We start from the raw sequence: 17,427 nt of genomic DNA, 5'->3' as shown, positions 1-17,427 counted from the left end.
TAATATGGCAGAAAAACAAGCAATCGTTGTCACTGACTTAAATAAAAAATTTAAATCAGGATACGGTATTGAAAATATAAACTTGGTTGTTAAACCTGGAAAAGTATTTGGTTACTTAGGACCAAATGGTGCTGGAAAATCAACAACCATTAGAACAATTATGGGTTTCATTAAACCCGATTCAGGGAACTCAAAAATTATGAGTTCAAAATTAAATCCACATAATGTGGAAGATATCATTAGTTATGATTCATGAACTGATGGTGACAAAATTCAAAAAGTAATTGGTTATGTTCCTGGGGAAATTGCTTTTCCAGAATTTATGACTGGAATTGAATTATTAAAAATGGTTTTTAGATTAAGAAATATGACTGACTGAGAAGATGTAAAAAAATACATCTACTATTGAGAATTTGATCCTAATTTAAAAATTAAAAAAATGTCAAAAGGTATGAAGCAAAAATTAGCATTATGTATTGCCTGAATGCACAATCCAGACATCATTATCTTAGATGAACCAACATCAGGTTTAGATCCATTAATGCAAGAAAAATTTGTAAGTCTTATGAAACAATCAAAAGAAGCTGGCAAAGCTGTAATTATGTCTTCACATATTTTTTCTGAAATTGAAAAAACTTGTGATTATGTTTCAATTATTAAACATGGAAAAATTGTTTCAACAATTGATATTAATGACATTAAATATAATAGTGAAAAGGTTTATGAGATTAAATTTAAAACAGCACCAAGTGCAGAGTTTTTAAATTCAAAAACCTTCAAGTTAAAAGAGCAAATTAGTAGTACACTTATCGTGAATGTTTTAAATCAAGACATTAATGATTTCATTAGTTTGCTTGCAAAACAAGATTTGGAATTCTTCAAAGAACATCCATTAGACTTAGAAGAATACTTTATGAAATATTATCAAAATGAAATTAAAACTGATGTGATTGAGAAAATTGAAAACTACAGTGAAAGTGTCAAACAAAAAAATTCAAAAATTTCATTTGAATTAATGCGTCACTCTTTTAAGAAGTCAATTATACTATGAACTTTTTTATGCACTCTGCTTCTATTTTTTACAAGCATTCTATTCATTTCAATGAAAGTTGAGAATGTCTTTGACATTGATCCATCAAATCCAGAGGCAGCTTATGAAATTTCACAAATTATGGGAATAATTATTCCTATGTTGGTAGGAAATCTAGGTTATATCCTTATGGTGATCTATATTTTAGTTTCTTCAACAGCCTTAGTGGCAACTGAAGTTGAGAGAGGTACCATGGTCAACCTACTAACCACAAACCAATCAAGAAAATCAGTTATCTTAACAAAAATGTCAACATTTATTATTCTAATTTTATCAAGTGCACTCTTGCAAACAATAGTAACCTACATTTTCATATATGCATTTGGTATACAAAATTATATTAACTTAGGCTGAGTTGGACTTGGATTCATAGGCTCATTCTTATTATTATTCTTTGTTGGTGGAATTGGTATTTTATTTAGTACTACTTTTAATAAAACAGCATTATCTCTTGCAACAACTGGGGCAATCATTATTATCTCATTTGTTTTAAATCAAGTATCAGGAACACCTCAAACAGAGTGATTGAAATACTTCTCAATCAATACTTTGTTTAACTTATCTGAAATTTCTTCACCCTCAGATTTGGGTAGTTACTTAGGACAATACATCTTCTTAGGTCTTGGTGGAGCTGCAATGTATGTTGGATCATACTTTATCTTTACAAAAAAAGACTTACCACTTTAATAATAAAAAACCCAATCTTATGATTGGGTTTTTTTAACTATAATAATTGTTTTTTAAAATGTAAGCATAAATTTCTGTATAAACTAGTAAACCAACAACTTCAGCATTGACCTTAGCCATTTTGACAACATCTTGGATTCAACTGTATTCTTCATCGATTGTACCTTCACAAATTACTTCTCCAGATTTTAAAACAGCTCGGTGTTTTTCTAAAATTTGATTGGTAATGACTTCAACCTCTGAGAATTTTTCTTTTGTGTTTAATTCTTTTACCATTTCAATAATTTCTTCAAGGTCAACATTTTTTTTCAATCTTGCTGGTAGTTGCACATATTTTGAAACCAAAGTTAATGATAGAGCACTAATTTTTCTTAGAGCAAACTTTTCATTGATTGAGGTTGTGATAAAATTGGCATCCCTATTTGATAAGAAAATTATGTTTTTAAATGCCTCAAATAAACTTTCATAAGCAGTATACAATGAAGACAAGATGATTTCATTTCCCCCAAAATTTTTCACTTTAAAGTTTTCTTGTTCTAATTGTACTTGGTTTTTATGTCTCAAATGATTTACTTGTTCAATAATATTTTCAATAAACTTTTCAAAATCTTGGTTTTCACTTATGTTAGATAATTTTTCAAGATTAAAATTAATATTAACAACTTGTCCATCAATTGTGACTGATTTTGTGAAGATTTCAGCAGTATAATAGTTATAGATTTCTTCAGATACTAATTTAAATATTTCAATTAATTTCATTTTAATACACCCCTTAATTATTTACAAACTATACTAAAATATTTTCTTTTTCCTTTTTTTACAATGACTACATTGTCATATGCATAATATTTTACATCAATTAAATCTGATTCAATAAAATCATTTTTATCTTGGATTGTTATTGCCTTATCTGCTAGCAATTCCCTGGCCTCACGATTTGATGAAGCAATTTTTGAACTAACAAGAAATTCTAGAATTGTTAAATTTGACTGAACCTGGGCACTTGGTATTGACTGAGAAACAATTTTTAATTCCTCTTTACTCAAGTCATTTAGCTTGCCACTAAAAATTGATTCAGAAATTTTGATGGCCTTGGAAAAACCAGCCTCTCCATGAACCCAACTAGTAATTTCACGAGCAAGTTCTTTTTGACCAAGTCTTTTAAAGGTTTCTTTGTTATGTTGCTCTAAAATTTCTGAGATTTTTTTACTAGGTAAAAAAGTTAGAAACTTTAATAACTGTTCTAAATCTTGATCATCTTGATTTAAAAAAAATTGGTAAAATTCATATTCACTGGTTTTGCTTGGATCAAGTCAAATGGCACCAGATTCAGTTTTTCCAAATTTTGTTCCATCTTTTTTTGTTAGTAAATTACTAGTCACACCACAAGCCTTTGAATTTGCATTTCCTATTTTTGAAGCAATGTAGTCAATTCCGCTTGTAATATTTCCTCATTGATCTGAACCACCAAGTTGTACCCAACAGTTTTTTGTTTGGTATAACTTATAAAAATCATAAGCTTGCAACATTGTGTAAGCAAATTCAGTAATACTTAAACCTTTTTCAATTCGACTTGCAATATTTTCTTTTGCTAATAAGTAAGCCAAATTAAAATCTTTCCCAATGTCTCTTAGAAATTCAATCAAAGTCATTGGTTTTAACCAATCTGCATTGTTTAGAACTTCAACATCCGGAATTAATTTTTTTAACTGTTTTTTTATCCCGATAACATTTTCGTCAACTTGTTCTAATGTCAACAATTGACGCTCTTCACTTTTAAAACTAGGATCGCCAATCATTCCTGTAGCTCCCCCGATGATGGCAATTGGTTTAAAACCAAAATCCTGAAAACGTTTCAAATTTATTAGTTGTACTAAGTGACCTATATGTAATGAGTTTACCGTGGGGTCAACCCCACAGTAAACTGCACTATGTTCATCCTGGGCTCTTTTTAATTTTTCTTCATTTGTGAATTGTTTTAAAAGGCCTCTTTCTTTTAATTCATTTAAAACAAACTTCATGCTATTTCTCCTCATTTATAGATTTTTTGCTGTTATCACTTTTCTCAACAACAGCATCACTCATAGAAACCGAAACATCTTTTACTTTTGAATAGACTGCATCAGCTTGGTCTATTGCTCCAACAGTAATTAAGGCCAAATCCTTGGCAATTGCTTGCATATTTTTTGATTTTGCAACTTCCTTACCAATTGTTACACTTGCTTGTCCAATTTTTTGAAGTGCTTTGAAAGCAATTTCTTTGGTTTTAGCACCATCTAATTCTTCAGCAGCAGTTCTAACTCGATCTAACTTCATTTCAACATTAGCAACCACTTCATCACTTTCATTCCCCTGTGATAATTCTCAGGCTTCATCAATTGCTGCTATGAATTTTTTAATTTGTGGACGGTATTTTTTAATGTAGTCAACAAAATCAACTCTAATTTCAATTCCTTTTTTTGGTGCCAACATCATTCCCAATACAATAAATCCAGTAAACTTTAGTAATTTAAACATTTAACCCATCTCCCTAATCTTCTGAATTCGCAAAGTCTCTTAGTTTTTCAACTAACTTATAGACTATGTCTTTATTTTTAGTGGCCACTTTAACTCATGACTTGACATTTCTTTTTGCAAAAGCATCAAAAATATCAACATAGTTTGTCACACGTGCCACTGTATCCACTGTAGCATTTAACATCTCTGATTTATAAGTTAAATCTTCAAAGAAATAGTCCACCTTTTTTGCAGCAACTCCTATTTTTCTCAAAGTAATAATTGCATACAGTGATAAAATAATTGCCAAAGCAAGTAAGACTATGATTAAAACAGATTGGGTAGTGCCAATTTCAGTATTTGCAAGTATGATTGGTTGTAACATTGTAATTCTCCTTAATAACTATGTTTATTATACATTACATTCATTTATTATGAAAATTTTTGAGTAAAAAAGATTAGGAGTTTTTTTAGATTAATTATCTAAAAAACAGCATATTTACTGCTGTTTTTACTCTAATCATCAAACTCTTCAATCTCTTCTTTTCAAGTTTTAACACGTTTTCGCTCTGGTAATGCGGCATTTTTATCTGGCATAACCAGATTACTATCAGCCACATGGTTGCTTCAATTTAAACCATTTCCAGTTTTTGATTCTTGTCTTGCTTTAACTATTTTTCTAACTCGGTTTGTTTCAGCATTATAAGCATTATTATAGATTTTTCTTCTTCTTTCATCTAAGCTCATATTTGGTGAGAAAGTTTGAGAAATGTTTTTAAAACCATCTTGAATGAACTTTAGTTCATTTGCTAAATTGTCCTTGATTTCCATAGTTTTTTCAACATCATCATGACGTCCTTTTTCTTGGTAGATATTAATTTTGCGTTCATAACGGTTAATTTTTTTAATTAATTTATTTTGAGTTTTTAAATACTCTTTTTCTTTACGTCTAATTAATCTTTCATGTAAATCATGCTCAGTTTTAATTTGGTCCACAGTTGCTGTAATTTCTTTTTTTTGCTCATCTGTAAAGGGGCTGACAGCTGCTTTTCTTGGTCTAATGATGTTTTCTGGGCGCTCATTGTAATTTTCAAGTGGACTGTGTCTCTTTTCAATGTCAATTTTTCTATCTTTTGCAGACTGTTTCTTTTGAGTTTCAACTAGTTGAGGATCTTCAGATTCAAGACTTTTTCGAGGCACAAAATAGGTTTCTCTGCCTTGGGCATTAAATTGGCTACTTTTATCAATTTCTTCAATTCTTTTTCTTAAGTCATCTGTTAGTAAACTCTCTGGTCTTTTTTGGTCACTCATTATTCTCACCCACTTCTAATTGTTTTTATTTCTCGATCTTTGATTAGAGTTCTTTCTAACCCTTCTTTGTACTTGATGATACTTTGGTTTTAATTTCAATAAGAGTTTTTGTTGAAAATCTGTTAATTCTTTTAAGCGTTTTTGTAAAAATTCTTTGCGATCTGCTTCACTAAAGAACTCTTTGTTTTCAATTTCAATAGTGCTTGCCATAGCTTCTCTTTCAATTTTACCTTGTTTTATTACCTTAATTTCTTGAATTAAATCTTTAACTTTGTTTTCTAAATCATCAAGTTCATTATTGGCACTTCGACAAGTTGCAAGAAAGAGACTATGTTCAGGTTCGAGGTTTGAAGATTTTGAAACAATATTTACTCTTTGAGAGAAAACTGGATCAGTTCCTTCGTCAACAACTTGAACTTCACCACGTAACATTTCTCTTTTACGTTGAGCTTCTGCTTGTAACCTTAACTTCCTTTGTAATTCAGATTCATTTGGCAAATTTTTTAAGTTTTTTTTGTGAAATTCCTCAGCTCTTTTAGCATAAGTGGCTCTACCATCAGACTTACTAGTATCTGTGTAAACCCCAGCGTCTGAACCTCCAGTTTTTTTCAATTCCTCAATTTTTGCAAGTTTGGCAATAACTGGGTCAATTTCTAAAATTTCATTCTGAATATCTTCAGATTTTTTCTTTGCATTGTTTATTATTGAATCCAAAACTCCAAAGCTTTTTTTTGGTTTTGGTGCAATAATTGGACTTTCAATTTCAGGTTCCTTTTCTGTAACTGTTGGTGCTGGGCTGGTTTCTGTTTCAACTGCCACTTTTACTGCTGGTTGATCTGTAAAAACTGGGTCAATATTTAAGATGGGATCATCACTATATGCTCAGTGGTTGGGTACTCTTTGTTCTTCAAGCTTTTCATATTCGCTTTTTGCTTCTTCTGATAGTTTTTTTTGCTTATTTTTACCCATAATTAACTACCCCCTTATTGTTGTCTATTAATATTTTATACTTTTTAATCTACTAGAGAAAGTGTTTTTCCTTCCAAATTTAGATTGGTCTTTACCATTAATTTGGACTAAATCACCTGTAAAATGAATTTTGGTTTTGGTGAGTGCTTCACCAACTCCATAAATATCCACTGGGGTTTTTTCAGCTTCAAATCAAGTAATTTTTGCTTCATCAAAACCTGAAGAAGCAATTATTTTAATATGTTTAAAACCATTATCATCAAAGGTTTGACGCAACATTTTCACCAAGGTTGGATTAACCCCATGTAATTCATCATTAACTTCAGTTAAACCCTCCAAAGACTTGTCAACTAACGCTTTTGAGGTGTCTAAACGAACTGCAAATAGTTTTTCTTGAAAGACTTGGGCCACTTTTAGACCATCAGTAATACAATCATTATTATAATCAATTAAAGCCACTAAGTTATGGTTTGGAAAAGTTTTAAGATATGCATTTGTTGCAGCTACTAAATCTCCATCAAAAGCAGCAATTAAGGCATGAGGCATTGTGCCATTAAGTATTGGCTTTTCAAGAACATATTCAAAACTTGCTGGTGTAACTAGGTTTTCAATTCCACCCACAATTGAGGCATAACCATCAATTTGTTGAGCTGAAAAGACATCCATACGATCATTCATGTTAATGATGGTTTTATTATTGGCAGCCTTTTTCAAACGAGCAGCTGCAGTAGCCACTGATGAAGCTCTTGATAAAATACCATCAAATAGTCCTTCAAAATGAGCAAAGTCACAATACTTACCTGTAATCTTTAGTACAGGTTCATTGGCATCAACAAGGGTTCCATCCTCTAACCCCTCCACATGCAAATCTTGAACTTGACTGTGTTTTAAAATTGCTTTGATGTAATCAATCCCACACAAAACTGTTTGGTTTTTTCTTTGAAATCACTGCATTGTCACTACTTGATTAGGGTGAAATTTTTGAATAATAGCTTTAGTTTTTTTAAAGTAATCAGCACAATAATAGTCTTCATAAATTCTTTCATCAATTGTAAAATTAAATTTCATTTGCAAACACCTCTCAAATTGGTTTTCCCATATATTTTTTTTGTGAAACTTCAATGATACCAGGTTTGTCTCATTTAGCTGCAAAAACTTGGAGTTCTTTGGCACTACATAACATTCCAAAAGAATCATGTCCTTTTAAACTTCCCTTGCTAATTTGTAAACCATTAGGCATAAATGCTCCAACTGTTGCTAAACAGGTTAACAAACCAGTTTTAACATTACTAGCTCCACACACCACTTGTCAAGTGTTGACACCATCACTAACCTGACAAAGTGATAAGTGAGTACCTTCAATTGGTTCACACTGTTTTACCTCAACCACTAGAAATTGAGGTTCACAACCCTCAATTTTGATATATTTTTTTAACTCTTTACTAGCATATGCTTGTAATTGAGCATCTTCTAAATAATAAGTCTTGTGTTTGTCAATTTTTGGTTGCAAAAGATTAGCCCCAATTAGTTCTGCCTCATTGTATAATAACTCACAGTTTGGTACAGACTTGGTACTAGTAACTGGTAAGTTTTTAAATGTAACAACTAATGTATAAAAATTTGGTACATATCTTGTAAAAAATTTCATAAAATTTCTCCTTTAAATGTGATTTTCTTAACTAGATTATATAATAAAAGACCAATTATATGTTAAAAACACCATGGGAATTGTAGTTATGTTCATTGTTATCAAAACAAAAAAGGACTAAATGTTATCAAAACAAATTTGGACTTGATTATAATAATAAAGGAAATCAGGGAATAAAAATGAAAAGAAATTATAGAGGTAAAAGACAAATGAAAACCAACAAACATATACAAGATATTATTAGGGAGGCTGCTTTATCCAGGGATAAAGCAGCCAAAAGAGAACTTTTGATAAAAAGTGGTGGTAGTAGATCATGGTTTTATGATGCCATTAAAAAATACAAAGAAATTGGTGAGGCCTTCTTTATCCACAAAAATAAAAACAATAAGCATGCTCAAAAGCGAACCCATATGCAAGCACTAGAGATTAGCAGGATTTTTAGGGATGAGTACTTAAACTGTAATTTTAGGGATTTTATGCGCTATTTAAAAGCAGATAAAAGATATGACTATCAGTGGGTGAGTTATTCATATATTTACAATATTTTAAGATCTAAAAATCATTGCTCAAAACTGGCACATAAAAAAACTATCAAATTGTTAGCAAAAGAAGAAGAGTTGAAAAATAGACCTCAAAGTCTACTGGTTCCCTCCTCAGCTACAGAAAGAGCAAAAGAAAATATCCATATTGCAAGGCCAAGAACCCAAAGGCGTGGTCATGTTGTTGAAGCTGATGCTACATTTTGAAGATTCAGTGATGAGGAGATTTGGGCATTGCATGGTTATATTGATGAGGCAAGTGGAGAGGTTTTAGGATTATATTTTGATCATCAAGAAACTACTGAAGGTTATTTCAATGCTTTGAAACCGGTCTTAAAAAATTATGGGACTTTTGAAGTGCTAAGAACTGACAAACGCAGAACTTTTTGGAGTGAAAAAAAAGAATCTTCGCCCGAAGATTCTCGAATTCAGTTTGCATTTGTAGCTAAAAACTTAGGTATTGACATCCAATCATCAATTTCACCACAATTCAAACCAAGGATTGAAAGGCTCTGAAAAACCATTAAAGGTACAATCACTACCTTTATGGAACAAAATAAAGTCACAAATATTAATGAGGCCAATCTAGTCTTACCAAAATTTGTTGAGTATTTAAATAATCATGTTGTAACCCTTCAAAAAGATTTTACTACAAATTCATTCAAAAAATTTGAGGGAGATCTAAATATTATTTTGGGACACAAATCAATTAGAGTGGTTGCAAGAGATCTAACTGTTACCTATGAAAAGAAAAAGTACTTTATATGCAATTTCACAACACCATTAAATATACCTAGACGAGAGATTATGATAATTCAATGTTGTGATGGTAACCTTATCGCATCACTTGGTGATAACTATTATAGTATGATTGAATTTGATAATGAAATGCTCTACAAATCAAAAGTTGTTCTTGAAAATGAAGGAGTGAAACCTGAAGATATGCCACAAAAAATTAAAAACAACTCTGTCTGAGCTCAATCAAACTTTATCTTTTTTAAGAAAAAATACTCAAGTTGATATAAAAAGCACTCCTATTAAACTAGCAATTTATTAAAAGTTGTATTAAAATTACTAAAAGTCCAAATTTGTTTTGATAGCTACATAAAAACACCATGGGAATTGTAGTTATGTTTCAAAAAAACTGTTTTTTTTCTAAACAACTTAAAAATTGCTTTTACAAAGTAAACTTCTTCTTGAAAAATTCTTATTTTTATAACAAATAAGTAAGTATTATTGATAGAATAAGTGTATAAGGAGAACAAAATATGAAAACAGCAATTATAATTGACTCTTCGGCCGGTATTAAGGATACAGAAAACTACAAAGATTTGTTTTTAGTCCCACTAATGATTACCACTGAAAATGGAGAACAAATTAGTGATGATGAAAACCTATCACATGAAGAATTTTACAAAATGAACAAACAAGAGTTGTTAAAAACCTCGCAATCAATCCCTGGAGTTATGATGGGAATGTGAGATAAGTTATTAAAAGACTACGATCAAGTTGTTTGTTTATTATTATCGAAAGGTTTGAGTGGACAATTTAACACCTTCCAAATGTTAGCTCAAGAAGAAGAATATTTAGGAAAGGTCTTTTGTGTTGACACTAACGGTGTAAGTATTGTTTTAAAAAAAGAAGTACTTGAAGCTATTAAGTTGAGAGATGAAGAAAATAAAAGTGGTGCAGAAATTAAAGCAATTTTGGATTCAAAAAATGAACAATTTAATTGCTTTATCATCCCTAAATCATTAACTCAACTTGTAAGAGGGGGCAGAATTACAAAAGCTGCAGCTGCCATGGCAAAATTGTTTAAAATCACTCCAATTTTGAGATATGATGGAACAATTGATAAAGAAACAAAAACCCGTACTTTTAAAAAAGCAGTTGAGGATTCACTTGACCTGCTAATTAAAAGAACAACAACTAAAAACAATAATGTTTATGTATCATACTCAAGGTGTGATGATGAAACTATGGAACTTGTTAAAAACTTACTTGCAGATAAAAAACTAAATGTGGTAATGTTTGAGCAATTACCAAATACCATTATCTGTCACACAGGAGAGGAAACATTTGCATTTGCGATTTTTGATGAATAAGCATATAAAAGAAAGAGGTTAAAATATGAAAATAGGAATACTAGTAGATAGCTCTGCTGGATTACAAAGTGAAAATCTAAATGGAACAAACATTGAGGTTTTACCTTTACAAATTGTATTAAGTGATGAGTTGAGCTTCCCTGATACTCCAGAAAACAATGAAAAACACCAAACACTAAAAATAGTTAGTGAAGGTGGTAAAGTAACAACAAGTCAAGCTTCACCAGGTGAAGTTATTGAAAAATATGAAGCAATGTTAAAAAAATATGATCATTTAATTCACATAACAATTAGTGAAAATTTATCAAGCATGAAACAAACTGCTATGATGGTTGCAAATGATGATCAATTTAAAGGTAAAGTAACCATCCTTGAACATTGTCATGCAGCCAATGTAATTGGTGAACTTGCTCTTAAATTTAATAAAATGAGCGATAATAAGAATGTTAAAATTGAGGACTTTCAAAAAGAGTCTGACCAATGAATGAAACATTCAGCATCAGTGATAATCCCAGGTGATTTATCAAGACTCTCAAAGGGCGGCCGTGCTAAATCTATTTTGTTTTCAATTTTAAAAATGTTAAAAACAAAACTTGCTATAATGTGAGGTTATAAACCCTCAAAGATTGTAATGGGTAGAACAGTAGGTTCATTATTACCAAAAATCAAAGTAGCAGTTGAAAAAAAATGTGGTAAAAATATTCAAGTGTTTTTCCTATATACTCCTTTTACTTCTGAGAAATTAATTGAGGCAGTTAAAACTGAATTGGCTGAGCTAAAATTAGCTTATTCAGAAAAATTTGTGCCAATGCCATTTGTTTGTCATGCTGGTACTGAAACAATTGCCTTTATTGTTGTTGATAAAAACTTAATATAATAAAAACGATGTTAATAAACATCGTTTTTTAGTGTTTAATCAAATTTGGCAGGGGTAGCAGGACTTGAACCCACGACACTCGGATTTGGAGTCCGATGTTCTACCAACTGAACTATACCCCTATAAAAAAAACCTCAAATTGAGGCTTTGGTTTCTGACTGGCAGGGGTAGCAGGACTTGAACCCACGACACTCGGATTTGAAGTCCGATGTTCTACCAACTGAACTATACCCCTATTGTGATAATATGCTTTATATTAATACTATGTTTTATCACAAGAGTTATTATACAATAAACCATATTAATATTACAATAGTTTTAGATAATGTTTGTCCATATTTGATGATTTTTGCAAAAAAACTTACAATTTTTACAAGCCAAATTTTAAAGAGTTTAGTAAATAAAGAAAACATACAGATATCTGTATGTTTTTAAGTGAATAATTGGGCCTATTTCTTGTGAATTTCAAAGTTTCATGTGTATGGGTTTTTTAAAATATCAATGTATTTAACACTAACTTTAGTTGGTAATTTACTATCAAATTTGAAATTTAAACTTATTGAATCATTGGTTGGTCCTAATTTTGCAAACTTACTCATAAAAAAGTATTTAAACATATCAATTCTTAGACTTGCATCATAATTTTCAAACTTTATCATTTGCAAAGTTTCAGATTGGTCAAAACCAATTTTCAGATTTTCCTTTTTAAAGGCAGGTTCTTGATGGTTATCTGGTTTCCCATCTGAGTTTGATGGGTTTTTTGGATCATCTTCACCTGGAGATTGGTTGCCATCTGTACCATCAGAAGATTTTGGGTCAACTTGGTCAACTGATGTATTATCTACTGTTTTTAACCTTCAATAAATACAGCCACCAACTGCTCCAGCTGAAAGGACAATCAATAAGGCCAGACCAATCTTTAAAAATAATTTTTTTCTTTTCACTATTAAATTTACTCCTTTTTGCATTATTTTGCTTTCTAGTTTGTTTTAAAATGTTAAATTTAATCTCTCCAATTAATAGGGAAAAATTAAATTGAAACTAATTATGTCGAGGTTATATTAATCATAATTATTGATTTTAACCCCTACTTATTTATCGTATGGAAAAACAAAAGTTCGCCAATATTTCTTCAAAATTTTAAAATAAAAAACAAGCCCTTGGGTTTCACCCAATAATGCTTGTTTAAATTGTCTGTCATTTTCAAAAATTCTATTTACTTGGCTCAACCTTGTTTTTTTGAGAACATTTTTTGCATATTCCATGCATTTCTAATTTAAAATGGTCCATTGTAAACCCAATTGAATCTAAAAATTGTTGACAACTTGATCATAATTCACCAGATAAAATTGGACTATTAATATGTTCATAACTATCACATTCATGACACTTTATATGTATTAGCTGGTTTGTTATAGCTTCATAAATAATTTGCTTTCCGTTGATGGTGTTTGAAAATAATAAATGTAAATCTAATAATAGGTCAATGTTGTTATATACTGACATTACATTCACTGTACCTAATTCCTTTTCAATTTCACTAATTAACTCATTAATTGTGAAATGTTTTCGTGAAGCAACGCATTTTAAAATGACTAAACGAATATCTGTTAATTTTATTTTTTTTTCTTTAAAAGTTTTGATGTACTCATCAAGTAATTCTTTACTCATTAGTATTTAATAATTCCTCTAAGATTTGTATTAAGTCACTAATTTTTTGCATTGACATAACTTGATCATCTGACAGAGAAATATTTAGTTTTTCTTCTAAAGTAATTACCATATCCATTAGATCCAATGAATCTAGGCCCAGTGACCTAAATTCAGTTTCTTTTGTAATATTTCCTTTTGCACCTTTTGCTATTAGTGCTTTTTTGATTTCTTCAAAGTAGTTCATTTCTATCACCAAGTTGATTATATCTTTTTTGTGATGAAAATTCAAACAATACCCCAGGAGAAATGAAGATTTTCACAAGTTTTGTAAATACAGCATCTTTACTAAAAAAATCCAAAAATTACTTCTTGGATTTATTGTTTTATTCATCAACTTGTTAGTTTAGTTCTTTCTCCTTTCCATTAATGAACTTAATTACTTCTGATGTCTTATCCTTTGCCAACTTATTTCACTCACTTACCAAATAATTGACTTGATAACCAACATAATTTGTGAAATTTAACTCTGAGGTTGCAGTAATTGTGTAATCCTTAATAATATGACGACTTGATTGTTCTAAAACAAATTTAATTTGGTTAATTTCTATTTCTCTAACAAAACTTGTTTCTGAAAGATCAGTTGGATTTAAAGTGATTCCTTCAGATCCATTTACTGTTTCAATGACTTTACCTGTTTTTCAGTCAAAAGTAGTTTTATTAGCACTTTGATAATAGCGAAAGTTTTTATCCCCAGCCTCTTTGGTTTCAAGTTTTTTAATTTGGTAATTTTGTTCATTTTTTACAATATGACTTGATTCACTAACTACCACAGGAATGATAATTCCCATTTTAATTTGCCGAAGAATATCTTGAATTTGTTTAAAAACTTTGTTTCAATCTCAAATATAAGGTTGGTAAAATCAATAGTTTAGTTTAAGGTCAAAATCAAGAAACCCTGGTTTTTGAATTATCTCATATCTGATAAAGAGTCCAGATAGATAATGAAAATTATCTATCATTTTGTTAAGTTTCTCATTAAAAACTATTGCATAATTTGAAACTAGTCCATAATCTAAAATTGTGTTATCAACTCTTACATATTTCGGAGTTGTGTCAACATGAATTCTAACTGAACTATCATTATTAGTAGTTTTAGTTTTTTCCTTAATTTTTACTGTAACTGAAATCAAAAAGTCAAATTGATCGTTGCTAATTTTTTCAGCTGGAATCAAGTAAAAAGCCCAAACTGGGGTAGAATAATAATTATTCTCCCCTGAATTATTTACAAAGTTATTTTTTTCATCTGGGGTTAACTCATAGTTTTGCCCATTACTGCTCAAGTAACCTTTACCTTTTATGTAAAAATCATATGGGAACTCGTAATGATTTTGATGGCCATATTCAAAGAAAAGATAAAGTCTATAAAAATTTTTACCCTCAATCCCAACTGGATTATTTATAAAGAAAACATTTAAATTATACGGCAAACCATAAGATTACTCTCCAGTAAGTGTTTGAGTTTCATTAAAGTCATAACTATTTTTTTCAATCAATGAATTTGCTGCTAATTGCATTTTTTTCCTCCTTTCATAGAGAGACCTTGTTAATTCAAGTTGAGAAGTTTTTAAACACCAAAAATCACTTTCTCATATTTTTCAAGAAACTTGGTAACACCCTTAGCACTACTACTGATTTTTTCTCATTCTTTTAGTGAATAATTAATTTGGTATTCTGCATAATCTTTAAGGTCTATATTTGAAGTTCCAACAATGCTATATTGATCTGTGATGTTGTCCCCAGTTTGGGAAAACACAAGTTTAAAAGTACCAATAGTAACTTCCCTAACAAAAACTGTTGGGGTTTTGTCATTAGGGTTTAGAACTATTCCATTTTTTGCAGCTTTGTCTTTTTTTGTCTCAACAACTTCACCAAGATCGGCATCATACTTAGTTCAAATATCTGTATACATTGCAGAACCATTTTCATAAGGGAAATCTCCAGCACTTGTAATTTCAAAATCATAATTTCTCCTATTATTTTTTAGATAAGTTTTTGTTTCAAAGATAACTTTACAATAACTTGGATTATAAATATTTTTTAAAAGTTTTAGAACTATTTTGTTTAGATGTTTTCGCTCTTCAACTTTTCATTCAAATAAAGATCAGTTGATAACCAAATTAAAATCTAATAAATTTGGTTTTGCTTGGAATTCATAATAAATTCTGAAACTAACTAAACTATGAAAATCTTCATCATATGAATCTGTGTCTTTGTTATAAGTCATTGCCAATTCAGTAAAATAATTCTTATCTTCAATTAGTCCGTTTTGAAAATTAAGAAATTTTGTTCTATCAAGATTTACAATTACAGAACTAGTATAATAATTTATTTTTTCACTAGTTGGTTCTTTAATTGAAACAGTAATTAAAATTTTAGACTTATTATTAATAAACTCAGTATCCAAAACCCAAGTAGTAAGAACTCTTGGGTTTTTATAAAATTCACTTTCATTGAATTTTTTCATAGATGCATTTTCTAAGTTAGAAGAAATTGGTGAATCTAATTGATTATCATCTGTTACATATACTTGAGCTCTAAACTCGATTTTATTTGAACTAGAAAAATCATGAGTTTGGTTGTCTTCAAAAACTGTAATAACCTCATATGAATCTTTGTCATTGAATTTTGTGTGGCCATTTAAAAAATATATTTTAAGATCAAAAACCTTAGCACCAATTACAACTGCTGAAATATTTTTAAAGTCTTCAGGGTAATTGCTTTCAGGCAAATGATTATTGATAATTGCTATTTCATTCATAACCTACCTCCTTTGGTCATTTCAAATTTTTTTAATACTTGAAATTGTTACAATAGTATTTGTACTAGAACAATTGTTTTTCATGAGCTTTAATAAATTTCAAAGCTAAACCTTGTTGATTTTCATAAAATTTGTTTCAAGCATTCATCTGATAATTTATTTGATACTCACTGAAGTTTGTGAAGTTTAATTGCTCAGATGAAATTATTTCATAAGTTTTTTGGGGAATAAGTGTAATTTGACTTACACTATAATTAATATTACTTATTTGAATATTTCTCACAAATTCATTTTGTCATTTGTCATTTGGATTTAATAAAATTCCAGAAGTACCTGGATCACTTTCTTCAACCCTTTGAGCTCTGCTATCAAAAACTGTTTGATTAGTTGTACTAATTTTTTCAGAAAAACCTTCAGCTGTTTTTGAACTAGCTAAAACTGGGATCAGATAGTTGGTTTTAAAATATTTTATTTCACTACTATCATCAAGATTAAATTCTATTCGCTTTCCTTCATTCAACTCAGACACGAGACGATCAATATTTGCATCCAAGAACTGCTGATCTTTTTCAAGAATACCATAAAATTTTCATTGGATTGTCAATGTGAAATCAAGTCTATCATTTCAATTTTGTACAACATTATCTATTTTCATTCCAGCAGCTGAAAAAGTTTTAGTTTGATGTCCTGTTCCATTTTTTCTAGTGGTCATACTAAATTCTGTGATTGCATTAGTAACATCAACAGAGTTATTCTTAGATTCAGTTTTTAATGAAGTGTTTACTGGAAAATCTATTTTACCATCATAGCCATGTCCAAAAGCTCCAATAAGTTTTAATCCTAAATTAAGTTTGAGATTATAATAATTTAATTTGACAAACTCAACTGGAATTAAATATGTTGCACTGACCGCTTCTTTAAATAAAATTGTTTTACCAGTACCTGTTTTGAAATCATCTTCTGGATGAATCACCATTGATGAATCTGCAGAAACCAAAGTACTATTTGCAGTAATAGTGTACATTGTTCATATAGGATGAGCGAGATTAATGTTGACAATAAATTTATAATACTCTTTTTTGTCAATAATTTGATAAACGTTAAATGCAATTCCTCAAACATTGATAGGCAAATTACTACTTATACTAACTGATTGTTTTTTCTGATCATAATTATTATTAGTTTTAATCTTAACTACATGATCTGGATTTTGATTCATAATTACCTCCTAAAT

General features: G+C 29.9%; 18 protein-coding genes and 2 tRNA genes. 4 read left to right on the top strand and 16 right to left on the bottom strand.

The genetic code is table 4. The features are described from left to right. The first annotated feature begins 4 nt into the window (after nt 1-4). Nucleotides 5-1,777, top strand: coding sequence for an ATP-binding cassette domain-containing protein (locus SCLAR_RS01420; protein WP_100254173.1), 1,773 nt, complete (start codon nt 5-7; stop codon nt 1,775-1,777). Between the two features lie 33 nt (nt 1,778-1,810). Here the strand turns inward: SCLAR_RS01420 and SCLAR_RS01415 are convergent, their stop codons facing one another. The 8 genes from SCLAR_RS01415 to ytpR form a co-directional block, all read right to left on the bottom strand. Then, nucleotides 1,811-2,536 carry a hypothetical protein gene (locus tag SCLAR_RS01415; protein ID WP_100254172.1) on the bottom strand — a complete coding sequence of 242 codons (726 nt, stop codon included), beginning with the start codon at nt 2,534-2,536 and terminating at the stop codon, nt 1,811-1,813. Between the two features lie 17 nt (nt 2,537-2,553). Then, nucleotides 2,554-3,798, bottom strand: a complete 1,245-nt coding sequence (tyrS, locus tag SCLAR_RS01410) for a tyrosine--tRNA ligase (RefSeq protein ID WP_211277556.1) — start codon at nt 3,796-3,798, stop codon at nt 2,554-2,556. A 1-nt stretch (nt 3,799) separates the two neighbouring features. Further along, nucleotides 3,800-4,294, bottom strand: a complete 495-nt coding sequence (locus SCLAR_RS01405; protein ID WP_100254170.1) for a hypothetical protein — start codon at nt 4,292-4,294, stop codon at nt 3,800-3,802. 13 nt (nt 4,295-4,307) lie between these two features. Further along, nucleotides 4,308-4,658 (bottom strand): hypothetical protein, encoded by a 351-nt coding sequence (locus SCLAR_RS01400; protein ID WP_100254169.1) that lies wholly within the window; start codon nt 4,656-4,658, stop codon nt 4,308-4,310. 131 nt (nt 4,659-4,789) lie between these two features. Continuing rightward, nucleotides 4,790-5,584 (bottom strand): hypothetical protein, encoded by a 795-nt coding sequence (locus SCLAR_RS01395; protein WP_100254168.1) that lies wholly within the window; start codon nt 5,582-5,584, stop codon nt 4,790-4,792. A gap of 15 nt (nt 5,585-5,599) precedes the next feature. After that, nucleotides 5,600-6,553, bottom strand: coding sequence for a hypothetical protein (locus SCLAR_RS01390; RefSeq protein ID WP_100254167.1), 954 nt, complete (start codon nt 6,551-6,553; stop codon nt 5,600-5,602). A 27-nt stretch (nt 6,554-6,580) separates the two neighbouring features. After that, nucleotides 6,581-7,621 (bottom strand): nicotinate phosphoribosyltransferase, encoded by a 1,041-nt coding sequence (locus SCLAR_RS01385; protein WP_100254166.1) that lies wholly within the window; start codon nt 7,619-7,621, stop codon nt 6,581-6,583. After that, nucleotides 7,611-8,201, bottom strand: coding sequence for a YtpR family tRNA-binding protein (ytpR, locus tag SCLAR_RS01380; RefSeq protein WP_100254165.1), 591 nt, complete (start codon nt 8,199-8,201; stop codon nt 7,611-7,613). The genes SCLAR_RS01385 and ytpR overlap by 11 nt, the downstream gene beginning before the upstream one ends. Nucleotides 8,202-8,380: 179 nt before the next feature. Between ytpR and SCLAR_RS01375 the strand changes: the two genes are divergently transcribed. The 3 genes from SCLAR_RS01375 (at nt 8,381) to SCLAR_RS01365 (ending at nt 11,722) form a co-directional block, all read left to right on the top strand. Beyond that, entirely contained in the window at nt 8,381-9,781 is a 1,401-nt protein-coding gene (locus SCLAR_RS01375) for a DDE-type integrase/transposase/recombinase (protein ID WP_100254164.1), read from the top strand. A 227-nt stretch (nt 9,782-10,008) separates the two neighbouring features. Continuing rightward, nucleotides 10,009-10,845: a DegV family protein gene (locus tag SCLAR_RS01370; RefSeq protein ID WP_100254163.1), complete on the top strand. Its 837-nt coding sequence runs from the start codon at nt 10,009-10,011 to the stop codon at nt 10,843-10,845. A 25-nt stretch (nt 10,846-10,870) separates the two neighbouring features. Further along, nucleotides 10,871-11,722 carry a DegV family protein gene (locus SCLAR_RS01365; protein WP_100254162.1) on the top strand — a complete coding sequence of 284 codons (852 nt, stop codon included), beginning with the start codon at nt 10,871-10,873 and terminating at the stop codon, nt 11,720-11,722. 46 nt (nt 11,723-11,768) lie between these two features. Here SCLAR_RS01365 and SCLAR_RS01360 read toward each other — a convergent pair. The 8 genes from SCLAR_RS01360 to SCLAR_RS01325 all read right to left on the bottom strand — a co-directional run bounded on the left by SCLAR_RS01360 (nt 11,769) and on the right by SCLAR_RS01325 (nt 17,412). Beyond that, a tRNA-Trp gene (locus SCLAR_RS01360) sits at nt 11,769-11,844 on the bottom strand. A 37-nt stretch (nt 11,845-11,881) separates the two neighbouring features. Further along, nucleotides 11,882-11,957 (bottom strand) — tRNA-Trp (locus SCLAR_RS01355). Between the two features lie 214 nt (nt 11,958-12,171). Then, nucleotides 12,172-12,666 (bottom strand): hypothetical protein, encoded by a 495-nt coding sequence (locus SCLAR_RS01350; protein WP_100254161.1) that lies wholly within the window; start codon nt 12,664-12,666, stop codon nt 12,172-12,174. 268 nt (nt 12,667-12,934) lie between these two features. After that, entirely contained in the window at nt 12,935-13,393 is a 459-nt protein-coding gene (locus tag SCLAR_RS01345; protein WP_100254160.1) for a Fur family transcriptional regulator, read from the bottom strand. Then, nucleotides 13,386-13,619 carry an acyl carrier protein gene (locus SCLAR_RS01340; RefSeq protein ID WP_100254159.1) on the bottom strand — a complete coding sequence of 78 codons (234 nt, stop codon included), beginning with the start codon at nt 13,617-13,619 and terminating at the stop codon, nt 13,386-13,388. Before SCLAR_RS01340 ends, SCLAR_RS01345 begins: the two co-directional genes overlap by 8 nt. Before the next feature lie 154 nt (nt 13,620-13,773). Beyond that, nucleotides 13,774-14,862 (bottom strand): hypothetical protein, encoded by a 1,089-nt coding sequence (locus SCLAR_RS01335; RefSeq protein ID WP_100254158.1) that lies wholly within the window; start codon nt 14,860-14,862, stop codon nt 13,774-13,776. A gap of 137 nt (nt 14,863-14,999) precedes the next feature. After that, entirely contained in the window at nt 15,000-16,193 is a 1,194-nt protein-coding gene (locus SCLAR_RS01330; protein WP_100254157.1) for a hypothetical protein, read from the bottom strand. A gap of 64 nt (nt 16,194-16,257) precedes the next feature. Continuing rightward, nucleotides 16,258-17,412, bottom strand: coding sequence for a hypothetical protein (locus SCLAR_RS01325; protein ID WP_100254156.1), 1,155 nt, complete (start codon nt 17,410-17,412; stop codon nt 16,258-16,260). Nucleotides 17,413-17,427 lie beyond the last annotated feature (15 nt).

The sequence above is a fragment of the Spiroplasma clarkii genome (assembly GCF_002795265.1).
In the GTDB taxonomy this organism is placed as follows: Bacteria; Bacillota_I; Bacilli_A; order Mycoplasmatales; family Mycoplasmataceae; genus Spiroplasma_A; species Spiroplasma_A clarkii.
Note: the sequence above shows the minus strand (reverse complement) of the source record. Positions and strands in the feature narration are given on the sequence as shown.